This window comes from Vibrio sp. 99K-1, from assembly GCF_013114585.1.
GTDB classification, from domain to species: Bacteria; Pseudomonadota; Gammaproteobacteria; order Enterobacterales; family Vibrionaceae; genus Vibrio; species Vibrio chagasii_B.
Genome location: NZ_VTXF01000016.1, coordinates 1 through 18,331 on the forward strand (window position 1 = coordinate 1; position 18,331 = coordinate 18,331).

12 protein-coding genes and 1 pseudogene are annotated in these 18,331 nt (G+C 44.3%); 9 read left to right on the forward strand and 4 right to left on the reverse strand.

The window, feature by feature from the left end; genetic code table 11:
* Positions 1–113: 113 nt before the first annotated feature.
* Positions 114–1,912 (forward strand): annotated as a pseudogene (locus F0228_RS13615) (methyl-accepting chemotaxis protein).
* A gap of 136 nt (positions 1,913–2,048) precedes the next feature.
* Here F0228_RS13615 and F0228_RS13620 read toward each other — a convergent pair.
* The gene (locus F0228_RS13620) at positions 2,049–2,900 is read right to left on the reverse strand and encodes an alpha/beta fold hydrolase (RefSeq protein WP_116870420.1); all 852 of its coding nucleotides are present in this window, start codon (positions 2,898–2,900) and stop codon (positions 2,049–2,051) included.
* Positions 2,901–3,001: 101 nt separating this feature from the next.
* Here F0228_RS13620 and F0228_RS13625 point away from each other — a divergent pair, with 101 nt between their 5' ends.
* Entirely contained in the window at positions 3,002–3,895 is an 894-nt protein-coding gene (locus tag F0228_RS13625) for a LysR family transcriptional regulator (RefSeq protein ID WP_171762312.1), read from the forward strand.
* A gap of 27 nt (positions 3,896–3,922) precedes the next feature.
* Here the strand turns inward: F0228_RS13625 and F0228_RS13630 are convergent, their stop codons facing one another.
* Complete coding sequence (locus tag F0228_RS13630; RefSeq protein ID WP_061031528.1) at positions 3,923–4,324, reverse strand: ACT domain-containing protein; 402 nt, start codon at positions 4,322–4,324, stop codon at positions 3,923–3,925.
* A 475-nt stretch (positions 4,325–4,799) separates the two neighbouring features.
* Here F0228_RS13630 and F0228_RS13635 point away from each other — a divergent pair, with 475 nt between their 5' ends.
* The 5 genes from F0228_RS13635 (at position 4,800) to F0228_RS13655 (ending at position 13,127) form a co-directional block, all read left to right on the forward strand.
* Positions 4,800–6,392, forward strand: coding sequence for a S8 family peptidase (locus F0228_RS13635; protein ID WP_061031527.1), 1,593 nt, complete (start codon positions 4,800–4,802; stop codon positions 6,390–6,392).
* A 469-nt stretch (positions 6,393–6,861) separates the two neighbouring features.
* A complete protein-coding gene (locus F0228_RS13640) occupies positions 6,862–7,683 on the forward strand; it encodes a TauD/TfdA family dioxygenase (RefSeq protein ID WP_061031526.1) in 822 nt (273 codons plus the stop codon).
* A 311-nt stretch (positions 7,684–7,994) separates the two neighbouring features.
* A complete protein-coding gene (locus F0228_RS13645; protein WP_171762313.1) occupies positions 7,995–9,773 on the forward strand; it encodes an ABC-F family ATP-binding cassette domain-containing protein in 1,779 nt (592 codons plus the stop codon).
* A gap of 208 nt (positions 9,774–9,981) precedes the next feature.
* Positions 9,982–10,845: an AraC family transcriptional regulator gene (locus F0228_RS13650; protein WP_061031524.1), complete on the forward strand. Its 864-nt coding sequence runs from the start codon at positions 9,982–9,984 to the stop codon at positions 10,843–10,845.
* Between the two features lie 233 nt (positions 10,846–11,078).
* Positions 11,079–13,127: a hybrid sensor histidine kinase/response regulator gene (locus F0228_RS13655; RefSeq protein ID WP_171762314.1), complete on the forward strand. Its 2,049-nt coding sequence runs from the start codon at positions 11,079–11,081 to the stop codon at positions 13,125–13,127.
* A gap of 152 nt (positions 13,128–13,279) precedes the next feature.
* Here F0228_RS13655 and cqsA read toward each other — a convergent pair whose 3' ends face one another.
* Positions 13,280–14,461 carry an alpha-hydroxyketone-type quorum-sensing autoinducer synthase gene (gene cqsA / locus F0228_RS13660; RefSeq protein ID WP_171762315.1) on the reverse strand — a complete coding sequence of 394 codons (1,182 nt, stop codon included), beginning with the start codon at positions 14,459–14,461 and terminating at the stop codon, positions 13,280–13,282.
* 244 nt (positions 14,462–14,705) lie between these two features.
* A complete protein-coding gene (locus F0228_RS13665; RefSeq protein WP_105056991.1) occupies positions 14,706–16,094 on the reverse strand; it encodes a PLP-dependent aminotransferase family protein in 1,389 nt (462 codons plus the stop codon).
* A gap of 98 nt (positions 16,095–16,192) precedes the next feature.
* Here F0228_RS13665 and F0228_RS13670 point away from each other — a divergent pair, with 98 nt between their 5' ends.
* Entirely contained in the window at positions 16,193–17,107 is a 915-nt protein-coding gene (locus F0228_RS13670; protein WP_102423641.1) for an EamA family transporter, read from the forward strand.
* A 281-nt stretch (positions 17,108–17,388) separates the two neighbouring features.
* Entirely contained in the window at positions 17,389–18,261 is an 873-nt protein-coding gene (locus tag F0228_RS13675; RefSeq protein ID WP_171762316.1) for an aspartoacylase, read from the forward strand.
* Positions 18,262–18,331: the final 70 nt, after the last annotated feature.

The window sequence follows — 18,331 nt, forward strand, 5'->3', positions numbered from 1 at the left end:
ATATCTTAGGGCATTTTATAATTTATTTTAATGTGTAAAATATATCAGCTTGCTTTAAGCGTGGGAACGGTTCTGTTTCTGCGGGCTATTTATATAAAAATTATAGGTTTCCTATGTTAAAGAAACTCTCACTTAAGAATAAGCTGGCGATCTCTGCCAGCCTTGCCATCATCCTGGGGGGGATTTTGGTTGAAGTACTTTCATTTCGTGCTTCATTGCAGCGATTGGATACAGAGGTTGAACAGCGCTTAGAAGGTGCATCGGCTTCTTACAATCAATATGTATCGGATTGGATCTTATCCAAAGAGCGTGCGCTTACTTCTCTGTCTCAAGAGTCCCGAAAGGAAAGTTTGGTTACTCACCTGAAACAGGTTCGCGATTCTGGCTCTTTTGATAATGTCTTCCTAGCGTATCCTGATGGCTCACAAGAGAATGCCAACGGGATAGTGCTACCACCGGGGAATGATGATCCTCGTTTGTGGGGCTGGTATACCAATGCGGTTGCCAATCCAAGTAAGGTTTTCATGGACAACCCTACGGTTGCAGCGGCAACAGGAGCTAATGTAGTGTCACTGGGCACCGCAATGCAATTGCATGGCCAACAGGTGGTATTGGGGGCGGATGTTGAAATTACCGACATTCTGAACAGCCTTGAGCAAGTAATTCTTCCAGGTGAAGGTTACATGTTTATCGCGACCAACAAGGGCACGGTTTACACGCACGCAGACACTAAGCTACTGAACAAAGATATCAGATCACTTGGTTTGAACTTTTCAGATGTGCAAAAGGCGTTGGTAAGCGGTAAGGACATTTCCATTGAGTTGAACGGGACTGATTATGTGCTGTACGCACGCACGATTGATGGAACCAATCTAATTACGATTAGCGTGGTGAATCATGACTCTTTGGTCGCGCCACTCTTTGATGCTGTTATCGGTCAGGTGTTGGTGACATTGCTGGTGGTTGTGGTTTGTACTGTACTATTTAACTTACTTTGCACCATTCTATTCCGTCCACTGAATCATGTGTCTCAAGCTCTGGCGCAAATTGCTAACGGCAGTGGTGACTTAACTCAACGCATTAATGTTGATAATCAAGATGAAGTGGGCGAGCTTGCTCAGAACTTCAATACGTTTGTCGGCAGCTTGCAGCAGCTAATCGGCCATATCCGTAGTCAATCTGAGCAGTTGAACAGCCAATCTGAACAGAGCGCACAACGTGCAAACCTTTCGGTGAATGAGCTAAACCATCAACAGCAAGAAATCACGATGGTCGCTACGGCCGTGACTGAAATGGCGAGTGCAACGCAAGAGATCGCATCGCATGCAGAGCAAACGGCAAAAGCCGCGCAAGACTCAGCGACGAGCACCAACAGCGGTCACGCATTAGTTGTCGACACTAAAGGTTCCATCAATAACCTAGCGAATGAAGTGAACGAAGCGGGTAGTGTGATCAGCGATCTGAATAAACACGCTCAAGAAATCTCAACTGTATTAGCCACCATTCAAGGCATTGCGGAGCAAACGAACTTGCTTGCTTTGAATGCCGCTATTGAAGCCGCTCGTGCCGGTGAGCAAGGTCGTGGTTTTGCCGTAGTAGCCGATGAAGTTCGTGTGCTTTCTCAGCGCACTCACTCTTCAACGGAAGAGATTAAGGCAACGATCGAGCTTCTCTCGCGCTAGAAGAGATAAACACGTCGGTTGCCTTGATTAGCGACATGGCGACTCAAATTGCGACTGCAGCAGAAGAGCAAACCCATGTGACGGGTGAGATCACTCAGAACATTACGACCATTAAAGATGTAACTGACCACTTGGTAGTAGGTGCTCAGGACAGTTTAACTGAGTCGAATGAACTTAAGAGCCAAGCCGCTGGTTTAAGTGACAAAGTGGCGACTTTTAAGCTTGCTTAAGCATTTAATGGACTGATGCCTGATCAGCCTGTTTGCGTTAAGCAATAAGCCAAAGCGACGTACATTGCGTCGCTTTTTTTGTGCTTGCTAGTTGCAGTCTTCTGATTCTCGAATGTCTGTTAGACAGGTCGTTGGTTTAACCTAGTAGGTGATGACACATTAGCTCAACAAACTCCTTGGGTGTTTCGAACATCGGAGTATGAGATACACCTTTAAGCGCCACTAGTTCAAGCGAGCCAAATGTCTCTTTTAAAGGCAACCACGTATCCAAAGGTGCGATGCTGAAATCAAGCTCACCAATGGCGACTGTAACATCCAGTTGGTTAGCATGGGGTAGCGTAGCGAGGTTTATTTTGCCAAAGGCATCACCCCAGAGCGAATCCAGTAGCGCCGTATTGGTTGTAACTTGCTCCCAAAGGGGGAGCTCATTAAAGCTAGGATCTGCCCAACGCATCGGGCCTAGTCTATGACACAAGTGCGCAAACTTCCTATGTGGTTCTCTGTTTATATCGTGTTCAAGCTTTCCAAGGCTTTGCTCCAAAAGGCGCTTTCGCTCGTGTGAGGCATTGTTCTCCCAGTAAAGAAATTGCTTAGCTTTCATCGCCTCCGACAGGTTTGGCGGAGCACCTACTACCATTACTTTATTAATCTGAATATCGGTCAAACTCGCGAAATGGAGTGCCATGTACGCGTGTCCGGAATGCCCCAGAATACTGGTTTTACGAATATTGAAATGATCGCAGGTAGCTTCAATATCCTTGGAAATAATGTCTAGAGTGATGGTGTTGTTATGCTTGTCGTTTAAGGTTTGAGCAAAGCCTCGATGATCTAGGTACAGACAAGTAAAGTGATCGTGAAGCCTTGTTGGAATCACTCTTTTGTAATAATCAACACTGCCAATAATCAATAATTTCGGTCCTTTACCATGCTGCTCTACTTTGAGTTGGTATCCATCGCGCTCAAAAATTTTCGATTTGATTGCTGTCATAATTTGTTCTCCTTAGCGAATTTTCTGTACCTTATCGTGATAAATAATCCTGAAAAATAGGCTAATATTAGATTCAGTATTAGCAGTTTTGGGATAATGAATTGGAAAGGATCGATAACGCTTGGTTGAACTCATTTATTTGTGTCTTTGAACAGAGTAGTTTTGTAAAGGCATCACAACGCTTGCTAATTCCTAGCTCAACGGTAAGTAGACATGTTCAACAGCTTGAAGCTGAGCTTGGCAATAAATTGTTCTACCGGACAACCAGAAAGGTGACGCCAACTTCGGCCGGTGAAATGCTTTACAACGAAATCCGAGAGCCTCTTCGTCAATTGAGCCAAACATTGCAAAACGTCAGCATTTCAACGGAGTCAATGAAAGGCAGTATTCGCGTGAGCTCACCAGACATCCCTTTCATTGGTGATGTGCTCGCTGATTTTGCTCTTAGCTACCCCAATGTTTCTCTGTTTTGCGAACACAGTACGTCGATAGAAAGCGCGTTAAACAGCGATCCTGATATCGTTATTAGTTTTGAGCGAGGCTCGCTTGATGATCGCGACTGGGTTTCACGGCCATTGTGTCAATGGGAGAGTTCGGTTTTAGCTTCGCCATCTTGTCTGGCGGAATATGGCTCACCGACCACAGTTGAGGAGCTGTCCGCAATGCCTTGTATTTCAAGTTACAAAGCTTTTGCTGGTAACCCCTGGATATTTAGTGGGCCAGAAGGCTTGAAGAGTGTGGCTATCAAGTCAGACATCAATGTTGATGGCGGGTTTATCGCTAAAGCTATAGCTGTCAAAGGGTTAGGTTTTGTAGCGTTACCAAGAGAATTCTGTCGAGATGAGTTGGACGGGGGCTCGTTAGTCGAACAACGGTTAGACCTTGAATTAGCCCCACTAACGATTTACATCCATTATCGGTCAATGAGCTATCACACGCATCTCACCAAGCTCTTGGTCAGCTTTATCCGTGAACAAGCGAACTCATCTACTTAGAGCGCTTATGTTACTAGTTCGCTTCTGCTAGTTTGCTTCTGAGAATTCTCGAAGTGCGCTCATGGCTTGATCAGCTTTGTGCTTTTGGACGAAGATATGATCGTGATAATAGCCTGCAATCACATTGGCACTGATGCCGTACGAGCCAAGTTTAGTCGCAAAGGCGGCTGTTAACCCGACGGCTTCTAGGCTCGAGTGTACCGATAAAGTGATCATGCTAAATACACCGTCGAAACTTAACTGCGCTTGAGTCGCCACTTCTTCTGTCAGCACCAAAGTTAACCCTTCTTTTTCTCGAAAGGTCGCCATCGGATTGAGGTGGACATAGTCGGCTAGTCCTCCATCTACCGTACAAAAAACATAATCACCTTCAATGAGCTCAGGTGACATGGACTTTAACAGAATGTCTAAATCGGTAATGGCGGTCATCGTTTTCCCTGTGTAATCGCGTTGGTTTATGGTGTTGGGTAATGTAGCCAAGATAGAGATAAGCTGCCTGCGAGTACAATTAATAATATTTATTCACTATAAGCAGGACTAATCACCTTTAATTTTGATGCTGTATTTTTGAGTTTTTGCGGGATTTTTGGTGTGTAATATGTCAATAGTAAAGATGATCCCTCTCACATACACCATTTTTAACCAACCATTCGACTTTTGTTAAAATTAGAGCTTTTGATCAAATTATATAAAATGTGATTGCATAAGCTTTTCAAAATAGTTTGCCCCCACTCGAAGTTCCTAGTGAGATGAATATAAATTAATAAGCAATCTCATTCGTATTGTCTTAGGTTGAATTTGTAACACTGTTGCTTCACGTATTGAGCGTATAACGCTAGCTGTCTGCATTTTCGTGTTTGTCGTAGGTAACAACCAATAAACCTAAAATATCAAGGAACAAGCTATGTTAAAGAAAGTATTAAGTTGTTGTATTGCAGCCACATTTGGTATCTATTCTGCATCAAGTTTGGCTCAAGGTTCGGCTTTAAATTCAACTGAAAACTTACAACAACCTATTGCTCCACTGATGTTGGCTTCATCAGATGATGCGATCACTGATCGTTATATTGTTGTATTGAAACAACCACAGATGCTAATGAATGACGCGGCTGGATTACAGCAGTTCACTCAACAAACGGTAGGCCAGATGGCCAATTCGTTTTCAATCAAAACAGACGATGTTTTTGATAGCTCCATTATTGGCTTTGTGGCAAATCTAGACGCACTTCAATTAAAGCAACTCAGACGTGATTCTCGCGTTGAATATATAGAACAAGACCAAATACTCAGTATCGATCCTGTTGTTTCAAATGAAGCCGTTCAAAGTAACGCGATTTGGGGGCTAGACCGAATTGATCAAAGAAGTCTTCCTTTGGACCGAAACTATAATGCCAATTTTGATGGCTCTGGCGTAACAGCATACGTGATTGATACGGGCGTTAATAATAATCATGAGGAATTCGGCGGGCGCTCGGTTTCTGGCTATGATTTCGTGGATAATGATGCTGATTCGAGTGACTGTAATGGGCATGGTACCCACGTTGCAGGAACGATTGGCGGTAGCCAGTACGGTGTGGCTAAAAATGTCGATATTGTTGGGGTAAGAGTACTTAGTTGTTCGGGTTCAGGAACCACATCTGGCGTAATATCTGGTGTGGACTGGGTTGCTCAAAATGCATCAGGGCCTTCAGTCGCCAACATGAGCTTAGGTGGCGGTCGTTCAACCGCATTGGATAGCGCGGTACAAGGCGCAATTCAATCCGGCGTGAGCTTTATGTTGGCAGCGGGTAACTCAAATGCCGATGCGTGTAATACATCACCAGCTCGTGTACCAAGTGGTGTGACGGTGGGCTCCACAACCAGCTCTGATTCGCGTTCAAGCTTCTCGAACTGGGGCAGCTGTGTTGATCTATTCGCACCGGGATCTCAAATTAAGTCTGCTTGGTATGATGGCGGCTATAAAACGATTAGCGGAACTTCCATGGCGACGCCACATGTTGCGGGCGTTGCAGCCTTGTACTTACAGGAAAACAATGGCTTAACACCGCTTCAACTCGCAGGGTTACTGAACTCAAGAGCCTCGGAGAATAAGGTTTCTGACACAAGAGGAACCACCAATAAACTGCTGTATAGTTTGACTGATAGTGGCTGTGAACCGGATTGCGGTGGTCCAACACCTGGACCAGATCCAGATGGAAAACTAGTCTCTGGCGTGCCGGTTAATGGACTGAGTGGCAGCCGAGGGCAAAAGGATTACTTCTACATGGACTTAGAGCAGGGTCAACAGCTGACAGTGGTCACCATTGGTGGCACAGGCGATGCGGATCTGTATCTACGTTTCGGGGATAAACCAACGCTTAGTACGTGGGACTGCCGACCTTACCGATCGGGCAACAGCGAGACTTGTACGGTGAATGTCACCCAAAGCGGCAGATATCACGTGATGTTGAATGCATACTCGGCGTACAGTGGTTTGACGCTTCAAGCAAACTTTTAACTTTTGGTTTGAACAATGGTTTCAAAAAGTTACTCACTAGTTTAGTCAGTTCAGAAGACTGATAACCAAAGCTCACCCTGTTGTGGGCTTTGTTTTTGGTTTGTAGGAGGCAAAAAAAGGATATGGCGTTGCTTGCTTTGGTTGATAAGCAGGAATTGGCGGTACTTCGACGAACTTTCGGTTACGTCTCAGAAAAGCTCGAAGTTTGTATGCTAGATTTAATAGTGATACACAACTGGAGATATCGATGATCTGGCTTTCGGTGAAAGTACTACAGATTGGACTTGTCTACGGATACAGGAAGTATCAACAAACAAAAAGAGCTCCAGTGTAGGGGCTCTTTTCTTTTGTTTTTCGAATAAACGCGTTTTATGTTGCGTGGTAAGGAAAGAAAAATCGGTTCTGTCCGGTTTAATAACGAGTAGCTAAATGACTTCCCCTTAATATCTCTTAACCGATAAGCGAAAGTATGTTGAAAATTGAACCCATTACACCTCACATTGGCGCTCGTATTCATGGATTAAGTCTTTCGGATTGCAGTGAGAGTGAACTCGATGATGTGTACAAAGCACTTGTTACTTATCAAGTCATTTTCTTGGATGAACAAAGCCTCTCTCCAGAACAACACTTAGCACTTGCAAAACGGTTTGGAGATCTCGAACCCGCTCATCCTTTCTTTCCGCGTGTAGAACAAGTTCCGCAAGTCAGTGTGATAGAAACTACTCGAGGTAATGCGCCAATGGAGAGTTATTGGCATACCGACTTAACTTGGCGGGAGCTGCCATCTAAAGCCTCTCTATTACATGCTCAACATGTACCGGATGTCGGTGGCGACACGATTTGGTGTTCAATGACCGCAGTGTTTGATTCATTAGATGAAAGCATGAAAGACAAGCTAAGGGGCTTATCGGCAACGCATTCGTTAGTCGCATTTGAGGGTATTGAATCGGACCAAATCGAGCTAGATTGGCATAAGTCGCTGCTGAAAACTGCGCAAGAAAACCCGCCTGTGGTACATCCCTTAGTGCAAGTTCATCCAGAAACGGGCAAAGAGACGTTATATATCAACGAGCAATTTACCCGTTACATCAATGAGCTTGAGCTTGAGCGTGAAGAAAGTGATTCATTACTTAGCCAGCTGTTTGAAATTGCACGACGACCAGAATATCAAGTGCGTTTTAAATGGAACAAGGGCTCAATGGCGATATGGGACAACAGGGTCACTCAGCATTATGCCGTTATTGATTATGGTGATACTCCACGAAAAATGCACCGGGTAACAGTCACCTAACGTTGTAAATCAAGCCCAAGACGAAGCGACTAAATATTTTGACTCATCGATTAATGTGATTTACTTTTAGCGCTAATGTTCAACTCAAGACAAATATAAGGAGGATTTTTATGAAAGTGTGTGAATTTAACTTCGCGCATATTTTTTGGTACGACCAAAACTCAAGTTTTAACACTATCGTGCTGCGATAACCAAAACTTGAGCGAAGCATTTCAATATAACCTTCAATAGAGTTTCTTCACTCTAGTTTACTTGGTTGTTGTCAGCGAATGACGACAGCGCTTTGTTGCGCTTGAAACTTGAGTAAACAAATGACTACATTAATATCTACATCATCCATTTCTTACGATCTAACATCATGCCGCCTATTTGATGGGCTTTCCTTTACCATTAAAAAAGGTGACCGCATTGGCCTTATAGGCAGTAATGGCTGTGGCAAAAGTACTTTATTACGTCTGTTAAACAAAGATTTACCAGACTTTGTGGGGAATGTTTCCTTTGCTTCGAATGCCGTAGTTGCTTTGATTGAGCAACACCTACCCAAGCGACTGTTGAGTCTCTCAATGCTTGATGCTGTGACCGATAACCTTCCTTTAAACATGCAGCAAACAGAACAATGGCGTGCGCAAATTACTCTTTCTAATTTAGGGTTTGATGAAAGCTATTGGAACCAGCCAATAGGCACTTTAAGTGGCGGTCAATACGCGCGAGTGTTAGTCGCGAGAGCATTGATTCTTGAGCCAGATGTCCTGTTGCTAGATGAACCAAGTAACCACTTAGATCTACCGACGTTACTTTGGTTAGAGCAGTTCCTGAAAGGTTGGAGAGGGACGTTTGTCATGGTTTCGCATGATCAACGATTACTCGACCACGTCACTGATTCTACTTGGGTGTTACGTGACAAAAGGATACTTAGCTTTAGCCAAAGGTGCACCGAAGCTCGAAAAGCATTGGAAGATAAAGATCGAACGGATGCTGAAAGGCAACAAGCAGAAAAGAAAGAGATCGATCGCATCGAAAAGAGCGCTCATCGTTTAGCGATTTGGGGGCGCGACTTTGACAATGAAGGTCTGTCACGAAAAGCAAAAAGCATGGAAAAGCGAGCCGAAGGGTTACGCTCGACCATGACTCGTTTAGACTCCGTTGAACCATGGACACTAAGTTTGTCCGGTGAATCCATGAAGGCCAATCGACTACTTGAATTGTCGGAGGTGCCAATTACCGCCGCTGACGACCAAGCGCCACTGTTTGAAGTGCTGTTCCAACAGATAAAGAGCGGTGACCGTGTTGCTGTGTTAGGCAAAAATGGGTCGGGTAAGTCATCGCTTCTGAAAGTACTGTGGGCGAATTATCAGGCGTCTCAACTTGGAGATAATGATTATTTTCACCTCAATGCCGAAGTCGGGTATTACGATCAAAGCTTGCACCAATTACGTGATGACCATTCACTACTGGATTCACTTTACTCATTTTATCCTGTGTCTCAGGAAGCTAGGAAAATGGCTTTGATTAGCGCGGGTTTTACCTACGAAAGGCACGAGCAAAAGATCGCTGAGCTGAGTGGTGGAGAGCGTTCACGACTGCTGTTCGTTGGGCTATCGCTAGCGAAGTATCACTTCCTGTTGTTGGATGAGCCCACTAACCACCTTGATATTGAAGGTAAGGAAGAGCTTGCGAATTGCTTAACTCAATTCGACGGGGGGCTACTGTTGGTCAGCCATGATCGAGAGTTGATCGAAAAATCATGCAATAGATTCTGGTACATCAATGACGGTCAACTTATGGAAATGACTTACTTAGATGCGGTGTATGAGGCGATGTCTGTCAGCCATCAAGGTCATAACGTGGAACCTTGCTCTGCGACGATTCAGTCTAACTCTAAAGCCTGTGTCGATTCAGGTTCTGAGCTGCTTAAAACAGATGATAAGCAGTCGCAAAATGATGAAGAGGGCCTTTTAGAAAGGCTATTCGAGCTCGAAGAATTACTCAGTAAGGACCAAGCTCGTAAAGCAAAGCATCAGAAGCCTGATCTGCAAGTGAAATGGCAGCAAGAAATAGTTCGGATTAATGCGATGTTGGAACTGAACTAGCCCAGTTTGTAATGCAGTAGGCATCACAATGCTCAATATCTATTGTTGAGTAGGATTAGGCTCTTTAGTGCTGTATTGGCTAAAGAGCCTTTTGTTATCACTTAATATAGAATTAAACACAACAGTTAAGTCAGTCTCGCAATCTCAATCAGGCGAACTTAACGCCTCGTCGGTATTATCTCTTCGAATTCTTTATTGGGTAACAAAAATGAATGTAGCGAAACATCATGAACGACGAATACGAAATGTGTGTGACTTCATTGATAGACATTTGGATGAGTCATTAACTTTGGAACAGCTGAGCTCAGTGGCGGCGAGTTCAAAGTACCACTTTCACCGGATCTTTAAGTCGTTTATGGGGATTAGCACTATTCAGTATGTGTTGTTTGCTCGGTTAAAGCGCGCTTCTTTTCGTTTAGCTTTTGAGCCCGAGTACAGTGTCACCGATATTGCATTGGAGGCCCACTTTGAGAGTCTTGAAGCCTTCTCTCGAGCATTTTCGAGGCACTTTGAGCAGACACCTTCTCAATTTAGAAAACAACCCAACTGGCCATATTGGCGTTCAAAGTATGAGTTTAACTCACCAAAGAGTGGAGAAAAGATAATGGATGTGAAAGTCGTCGATTTTTACGAAACAGAGGTTGCACTGATTGAGCATAAAGGAAGCCCAAAGCTGGTTTACAATACTGCTGCTAAATTTATTGATTGGAGGAAGTCGACGGGTTTTTCTCCGGTAAAAACCAGTGACACATTTGGTGTGGCTTATTCTGACCCTTCAGATACCCCTGAAGATGACTATCGTTTCGATATTTGCGGAAGTCATAACGGGGATGTGCCAGAAAATATGTTTGGTGTTAAGAAGGGGACTATTCCGGGTGGTCGCTGTGCGGTTGCTGTTCATAAGGGCAACCATGATTTAATTGCTGACACGGTCAGCTACTTATATCGTGAGTGGTTACCTAAGAGTGGCGAATCTTTGAGGGATTTTCCGTGCTTTTTCCAGTACGTGAATCTAGTCCATGAGGTGGATGAATGTGATTTGCTCACTAACATCTACCTGCCGATACGCTAGCTTTATGCGTGACAGATAACACGTAATGAAATCAATATTAGGCCTCGTATCAACGAGGTCTTCGTGTATTTGGCAACTGGGCTGAAACAGATTAAATGCAAAAGCGCGTATATATTTGATTCAAACCTCACTGCTCGGAGGTGATGTGTAATATAATCGTTCGGTTATAATAAAAACAAAAACTCAATTATAAAATGAGTAAACGTCTGGGCTTAGAGAATAAAGAATTTCGTATGAACGCTATTCGTAAAGTTTATCAATATGCTGAACCGAATCTAACCCTCGTAGGTTGGATGGGCTTTGTCGGTTTCCCTGTTTACTTTGTTGTGTGGGAGTATCTGTTCCCGCAGCCTTATGAAAATCTGACTCTCCGCCTATTATGCTCGGTGTTGTTCTTCGGTATCATTTTCCGTAAACACGTTCCCTTCGAATGGCGAAAGTATCTACCTGCGTATTATCAAGTCGCGATTACGCTCTGTCTGCCGTGTTTCTTCTTCTACATGTTGCTAATGAACAATTGGTCCAATGTTTGGGTCATGTCTTTCATGTCGGCAATATTCCTTCATATTCTTTTGGTTCACGTCACAAGAGTGATGTTTGCACAAACCTTTGCCGGAATAGGGATTGCGACGTTGTGTGCTTGGGTGGCACAAGGCTTCTATCTTGAGATAAACATGAACTGGACGCATGTGCCGATTTTCTTGTTTATCTATCTATTCGGTAACCTGTTCTATTTCCGCAATCAGGTGGAACACGAGAATAAGGTATCCCTGGCAAAATCTTTTGGTGCTGGTATTGCACACGAAATGAGAAACCCTCTTAGTGGCTTGTTAACTTCTATTGATGTTATTCAATCGATACTGCCAAACCCAAAGAGTGGGGACATCAAAGAGCCATATTCGCTAAGCGTCGAAGAGTTAAAACAGCTGCGTGACGTCGGTGATGAGGCGATGGAAATCATCCATTCAGGCAACGAAACTATTGATCTGCTTTTAACGTCAATTGATGAGAATCGTGTATCTCGTTCTACCTTCAAAAAGCACTCCGCGCAATCAGTGATTGAGGACTCAATCGACAGCTTTAACTACAAGCGCGCTGCAGACAAATCAGCCATATCTTTGGATGTGCAAAACGACTTTGACTTCTTAGGGAGTGATACCTTACTGAAGTACGTGATGTACAACCTATTCAAAAATGCTTTCCATCATCGTAGCCCTGAAGATTTTCATATCCATGTCACCATGAGCAGTGATGACGTGACCAATCAAATTGTAGTGACGGATAACGGATCTGGGATTTCGAGTGATGCTATCCGTCGCATCTTCCAAGATTTCTATACGACAGGTAAATCAGGCAACTACGGGTTAGGCCTACCATTTTGTCAGAAGGTGATGCGCTCGTTTGGTGGTGAGATCAAATGCCAATCAGAGGTGGAACAGTGGACTCAGTTCACGATGACATTCCCATCCTTGACGTCAAATTCCGTCAATGAAATTAAGAGTGAATTGAGGAAATTGAAGTCGGTACTGATGGTGAGTGATCAAACCGTCCTGAATAAGAAAATGACGGAAATGTCTCGATTTATGGGATTTGACCTCACGACTTTGGATGTGGCATCAGCACTTAAAAACAAAGAGTATCAGTTCGAATTTGATTTAGTATTCGTCGACATGGAGAGTTTGGATTTGAGGGCAAGCAGCCTTGATAAGCTCGAGTCTTTGTTGTCGTTTACAGAAGCGCGAATTGTTTACTTGTATGAACATCATCCTATTCAACGGGTGAGGAATATTTCATTTGAACCGATTTGGGTCGAAACTCAAGTATGGCTGCTGAATACCAAAGCAACGATTGACCGTTTATTGTTTGACTCGAATTACGTGATGCCTTCGGTGGCCGCTAAGCCGATTGAAAATGCAAATAAGCGTACCATTATGGTCGTGGACGATAACGAGTCTCTACGTCGTTTTACGGCGATGTTGTTGGAAAAACAAGGCTTTGATGTGGTACAGAAAGAGGACGGTCAACAGGCATTAGATGCTCTAGATTCAGAGGCCATTGATTTAGTTTTGATGGATATTGAAATGCCCATTATGGACGGCGTCGAAGCTTCTCGACTCATTAGAAGCGCGAATAAGCCTTATTCTTCGGTGCCGATTATTGCGCATACGGGGGACAGCTCGCCAGTTACGCTAGAGAAAATGGAGTCATCAGGCATGTCGGACTTTATTGTGAAACCGGCAGACAAGAACCGATTATTCGACAAGATTGCCCATTGGATATAGTGGGCTTGTACGCGACTGTGTTTGAGGTTTGAAGTAGACCAAGTTAATTTGATGAAGAGCTCAGCAATAGGCTGGGCTCTTTTAGTTTTTCGACATGATAGCGTCCATTCCGTCCTGCCGTTTAGTTGGTGATTAAATTAATGTGCCCCGAGTTAAACGAACTCTAGTTCTGGATGATGATATGCCTGGTGACAAACCGTGAGCACATGTTCGACATCACTTGGTGTCATATCTGCATTCACAGAGAAGCGGATGATGTTTTTGTTCTTGCCAGTTGCAGGACGGCAGAAAACCGCACCGAACACATCCCGTTCCTCTAAGAAATCACGCACACGTTCAGTATTTCTCTCACTACCACACTCTAAAGCGATTATCTGAGATTCACTGCGGATGTTAAAGCCAATCTGTTTAAGGCCTGTAGTGAGCGATTTGGCGCGCTTGAATAGGGCTTCTCGCTTTTCATCGGACTCTTTTATTACCGCTAAGGTTGTTTCTAAGCGAGCGACCTCATGTGGTAATACGGTTGAACTAAAAATCGCAGGGTACGCGACAAAGGGAAGTGTTTCCGATAGCTGCTTTGGCCCAAGGATTGCGCCAGCACGGTAAGCAAAGGTTTTGGCCAAGCTGACAGTAATAAAATCGACTTGGTTAGTCAGCCCAAGTGCTTCAACGAGGCCAGCACCTTTGGTGCCATGAGTCCCCAGAGAATGCGATTCATCAACCACGAGTGCACAATCAAACTCTTGCGCCATTTCGTAGATGTCGCGGAGTGGGGTAATTGTGCCAATGGTGCTATAGACCGAATCCACAACTATGACGCCAGAGCCGTACCGCTCAAGCTGCATGCGCAGGTGGCTCATATTATTGTGCATAAATGGATGCGCACTCGCGCCTGCGGATCGAATACCTTCCCATAAAGACATGTGGGCAAAGAAATCAATATACACAGGAGTTTGTGGTGGGCAGATGGTTTGCAGTAAGCCGATGTTCGCCGCCCAGCCAGACTGAGACAGCAAGCAGCTTTCCATACCTACGTAGCTCGCGAGCTCATTTTCAAAGGCGGGTTTTGAATCCTCGTCTTGTAAGAAAATCGCCGACATGACGATGTTGTCATCATGTTCAGCAATCGCGTGCTGGTGGGCTTGTTGAATCTGTTTGTTGTGCGATAGCGCAAGGTAATCATTGCTTTGCATCACAACTGAATTGCGCCTAGGACGTTGACCCAGAACTAAGTGTGTTTGGCTTTCGTTCTGGGTAATGAGATCTTCAATGTAATGGTTTAAGCGTTCTTCAATAAAGGAAGGTAGTGGTTTATTTTTGGTTTTATCACTCATAATTATTCTCTTCATATACAGGATAACGCCAGCGCTGACGGGTGTATATTGACGACAAAAAATGAGGTGTCATTAGCTAAGTTGCATAAATGGGCACACCCTTGCAAACTCAATATTTATGGGTTTTAAGGTGAGTGGATTTCCTTACGGTAACGAGCTTTAGCCCCGTTCAAATCAGAATAATAAATGCCTTTTTTATAATAAATAACGATGAAAAAACTAAAGTTCAAAGCTTGGGTGGAGGCTATTTGCTGACACATTGTCGGATAAGTTTAATCAAGTCATCTAGCTGTTGTTTGGCCGCTCCCTCTAGCGAATAACCAATGTTGATGCGTAAGCAGTTGCTATAGAGATCAAGAGTACTGAATAGGTGTCCAAGTCGAATATCAATCCTTTTCTCGGTAACGGCTTGAGCAAAAATTGGTTGATTCAGATTTGGAATCTGTAGCCAAAGTACCATGCCACCTTGTGGGTTACTGATCTTTACATCTGGAGGCAGGTGTTGGGTTAAATAGTTGAGGTATTGCTGGCGCAACGATAGGATTTGAGAGCATCTTCTTCGAACGTGTTTTGCGTATTGACCAGATTCAATAAAGTCAGCGACAGCGAGTTGAGTGGGTAGAGCAACGCCGTAGCTTGCAGCAGAAAACTGTGCCTTGTACTCATTGATATACCTTCCCGGTAAGCACCATCCTAAGCGGTAACTCGGTGATAAGCTCTTCGAGACAGAACCACACCATAAAACATAACCACCTTTGTCATAGTATTTGGCAGGCAGTGGAGTGTGCGAAGAATAAGAGAGTTCCAGGTAGACATCATCTTCAATGATCGGCACTCGATATTCATTCGCCAATGCTGCCAATTTCTGCTTTTGACTGGCAGACATATTGATCCCTTGAGGGTTCATATGCGAGGTACAGAAGATAGCGGCATCGACCCGCTTGCTTTTCAGATGTGTTTCTAACTGTTGTAGGTCTACACCGTCATCTAAAGAAGGGATCTCAATGATCTTTCGCGACATCTTGCCAAGTAATTCCAGTATACCGTTGAAGCATGGTGAACTGATGGCAATGGTGTCACCCTCTTTGGTGCATGATTCAAGAGCGGCCTTAATCGCCGACATACAGCCAGCGGTAATGACCATCTCGTCGGGCGTAAAGTGCACATCAAGCTTGGCAAAGTGAGTGGACAATGCTTGTCGTAATATCGGCTCGCCTTGAGTATCAGGGTAATGGTTGAGTCTGTTCCCCATGCGTTTTATAGATCGGCGGAAACTGCGCTCTAGCTCAACGACCGATTGCTCATCATTGGTGGTGCTAGAGACACCTAAAGGACCATTGATTGAGTTGTGAGTCGATGAAGTTTGCTTAACTCTGGAAACCTTACTCTCAAACTGTGCCCACTCAGGCGTTGAGTGAGCAGGCTTATGAGGAGAAACAAAATACCCAGCTTGTGGGCGAGAGTGAATCCAACCCTGTGATTCTAACTCTTGGTAACAGCTCACTACAGTCGACATGCTGACGGCTTGTTGCTTAGCCAATTGACGAAGCGAAGGCATGCGCCCACCTTCAGGTCTTTTCCCACTTTCAATCTCATTAATAAACTGATTGGCAAGTTTTCTGTAAATGCTCATGACTGAAGTTAACTGTACTGGTTTTTGTTGCAAAAATTGTATCTGTACCGCTTTTGTTGTTCAAGGGATACTCTTTCAAAACAAAGGAGGGGGACAGTATGAAAAGAAATGATTTGTTGCTAGCGGTATTGGTGATGGCAATTTGGGGATTCAATTTCTCGATGATTAAAATGGGTGTAACTAATGTTCATCCGTTGCTGGCAACGGCCGCGCGTTTCTCGCTAGCGGTGATTCCAGTGATATTTTTTGTGGCGAGACCGAATGTCGCTTGGCGCTATTTAGTGGGTTACGGCTTCGTGTTTGGTGTGGGTATTTGGGGCATGGCATCATGGTCGATCACAGCAGGCCTCTCATCTGGGCTTTCCTCAGTATTGCTTTCAAGCAACGTGCTTATTGGAATGGCAGTTGGGGTATGGGTTTTCAAAGAAAGTGCGTCGGTTCGTAAGTTAATTGGTGCGATGTTAGCCCTGTCTGCACTTGCAGTTTTAGTTTCAGCGGCGAAAGGGAATGTCACCGTTAATGGCGTTATCTTGATTATGATTGCAGCGTGCAGTTGGACCTTAATGGGCGTCATTGTTAAGGCTTCCAAAACTAAGCAGGCGTTTGCTTTTAATGTGTGGGGAATGTTGTTTGCACCAGCGCCGTTGGTGTTGTTTGCTGTGATGTTACACGGGGATCAAATCATTTGGCAGGGGATTGAACAATGGGATTGGAACACAACGATTGCGGTGCTTTTTCAGGCTTATCCAACCACGCTATTTGGCTATTGGGTGTGGAACAAGTTGTTAATCCAATATCCACTAAGCACAACTGCACCGTTAACCTTGCTGGTGCCAGTCTTCGCGTTGATCAGCGGATACTTTATGTACGACGAAGTGTTGTCACTCGCTCAAGTAGTGGCATCGGTGTTGTTCTTAATCGGGATTGGTTTGATCGTTAAACCTGCAAAAGCGGTGAGTAGCGGTACATCCGGTGACAGAGAAGTGGAAAGAAAACTCGCTAAGCAATCATGATGTCGTTTTCATTAACGAAGAGGGGGTTGAAGTAACCTTTATAGCTGTATACCCCGATGACCATGATGTTGAACTATGAATTAAAGCCTCGCAAGCGCGGGGCTTTCTTATGATGGGATGAGTACATGAAGTATGATCATTATCTAGGGTTCTCGATTTTCCTTCTAGTTATCAGGTGTTTTCTTGTTCTCTCTTTTAGAGAATGATTTGTCTTATTGTTATGTTATATTGTAACAATAACGCAGGGTGACTTGCATCTTCGATACTTGGAAATCAATTACATGGAAAACATCAAGCAAGTCCTACTGGTCGCCGGAACTCACGGTAACGAGCTTTCTGGAATCTACCTAAACAAACTGATCAAAGAGCGCATGTATGCCGCCGATCGTTCGACATTCTCTACGAATTCAGTTATCGCAAACCCTAAAGCGGTAGAGCAGAACATACGATACCTTGATACGGACCTAAACCGTCAGTTTTCTAATGCTAACCGAGACGACACTGCTGCTTTAGCTGAGCACACAGTGGCGCGACAGTTTATAGATAGACACGCAAGCAAAGAGCAACAACTGATTGTGGATTTACATAACACGACCAGCAATATGGGGGCGACATTAATCTTGCTTTCCAATGATGCTTTCTATCAAAAAATGGGCGCGTATGTGAAACAGCGAATGCCAGAAGCTAATATTCTGTTCGAAGATAGAAAGCCTTGGGATGAGCAGCCATACCTTTGTACTGCCGGGAAGTGCGGTGTGATGATTGAAGTGGGCGCTCAGGCACATGGTTCGCTTAAATTCGACACGCTTAAACTGATGAAGCAGATGCTGACCATGGTTCTTGATTACGTTGAGAAGCACAACCTCAACCAAGTACAAGCGTTAGAAGACTACGATGCTTTCTTCTATGTTGAAGAGGTGAATGTTCCGCTTGGCCCAGACGGTATGCGTGTTGCTACTGTGCATCCAGCGATCTGTGGTCGAGATTTCGAGGTAGTGAAGCAAGGGGAGCCGATACTGGCGACTTTCTTTGGATATGATATTTATTGGGAACGTGAACAAGACATATACCCGCACTTTATCAACGAGAGTGCCTACGCTAAAGCTAACATTGCGATGGCATTAGCAGAGAAACGCTTGGTGTCGGTGAACTAGTGTGTTGAACCTATAACGGATTGGTTAAAAAGCCCTATGAATGCAGTAATTCATAGGGCTTTGATTTTAG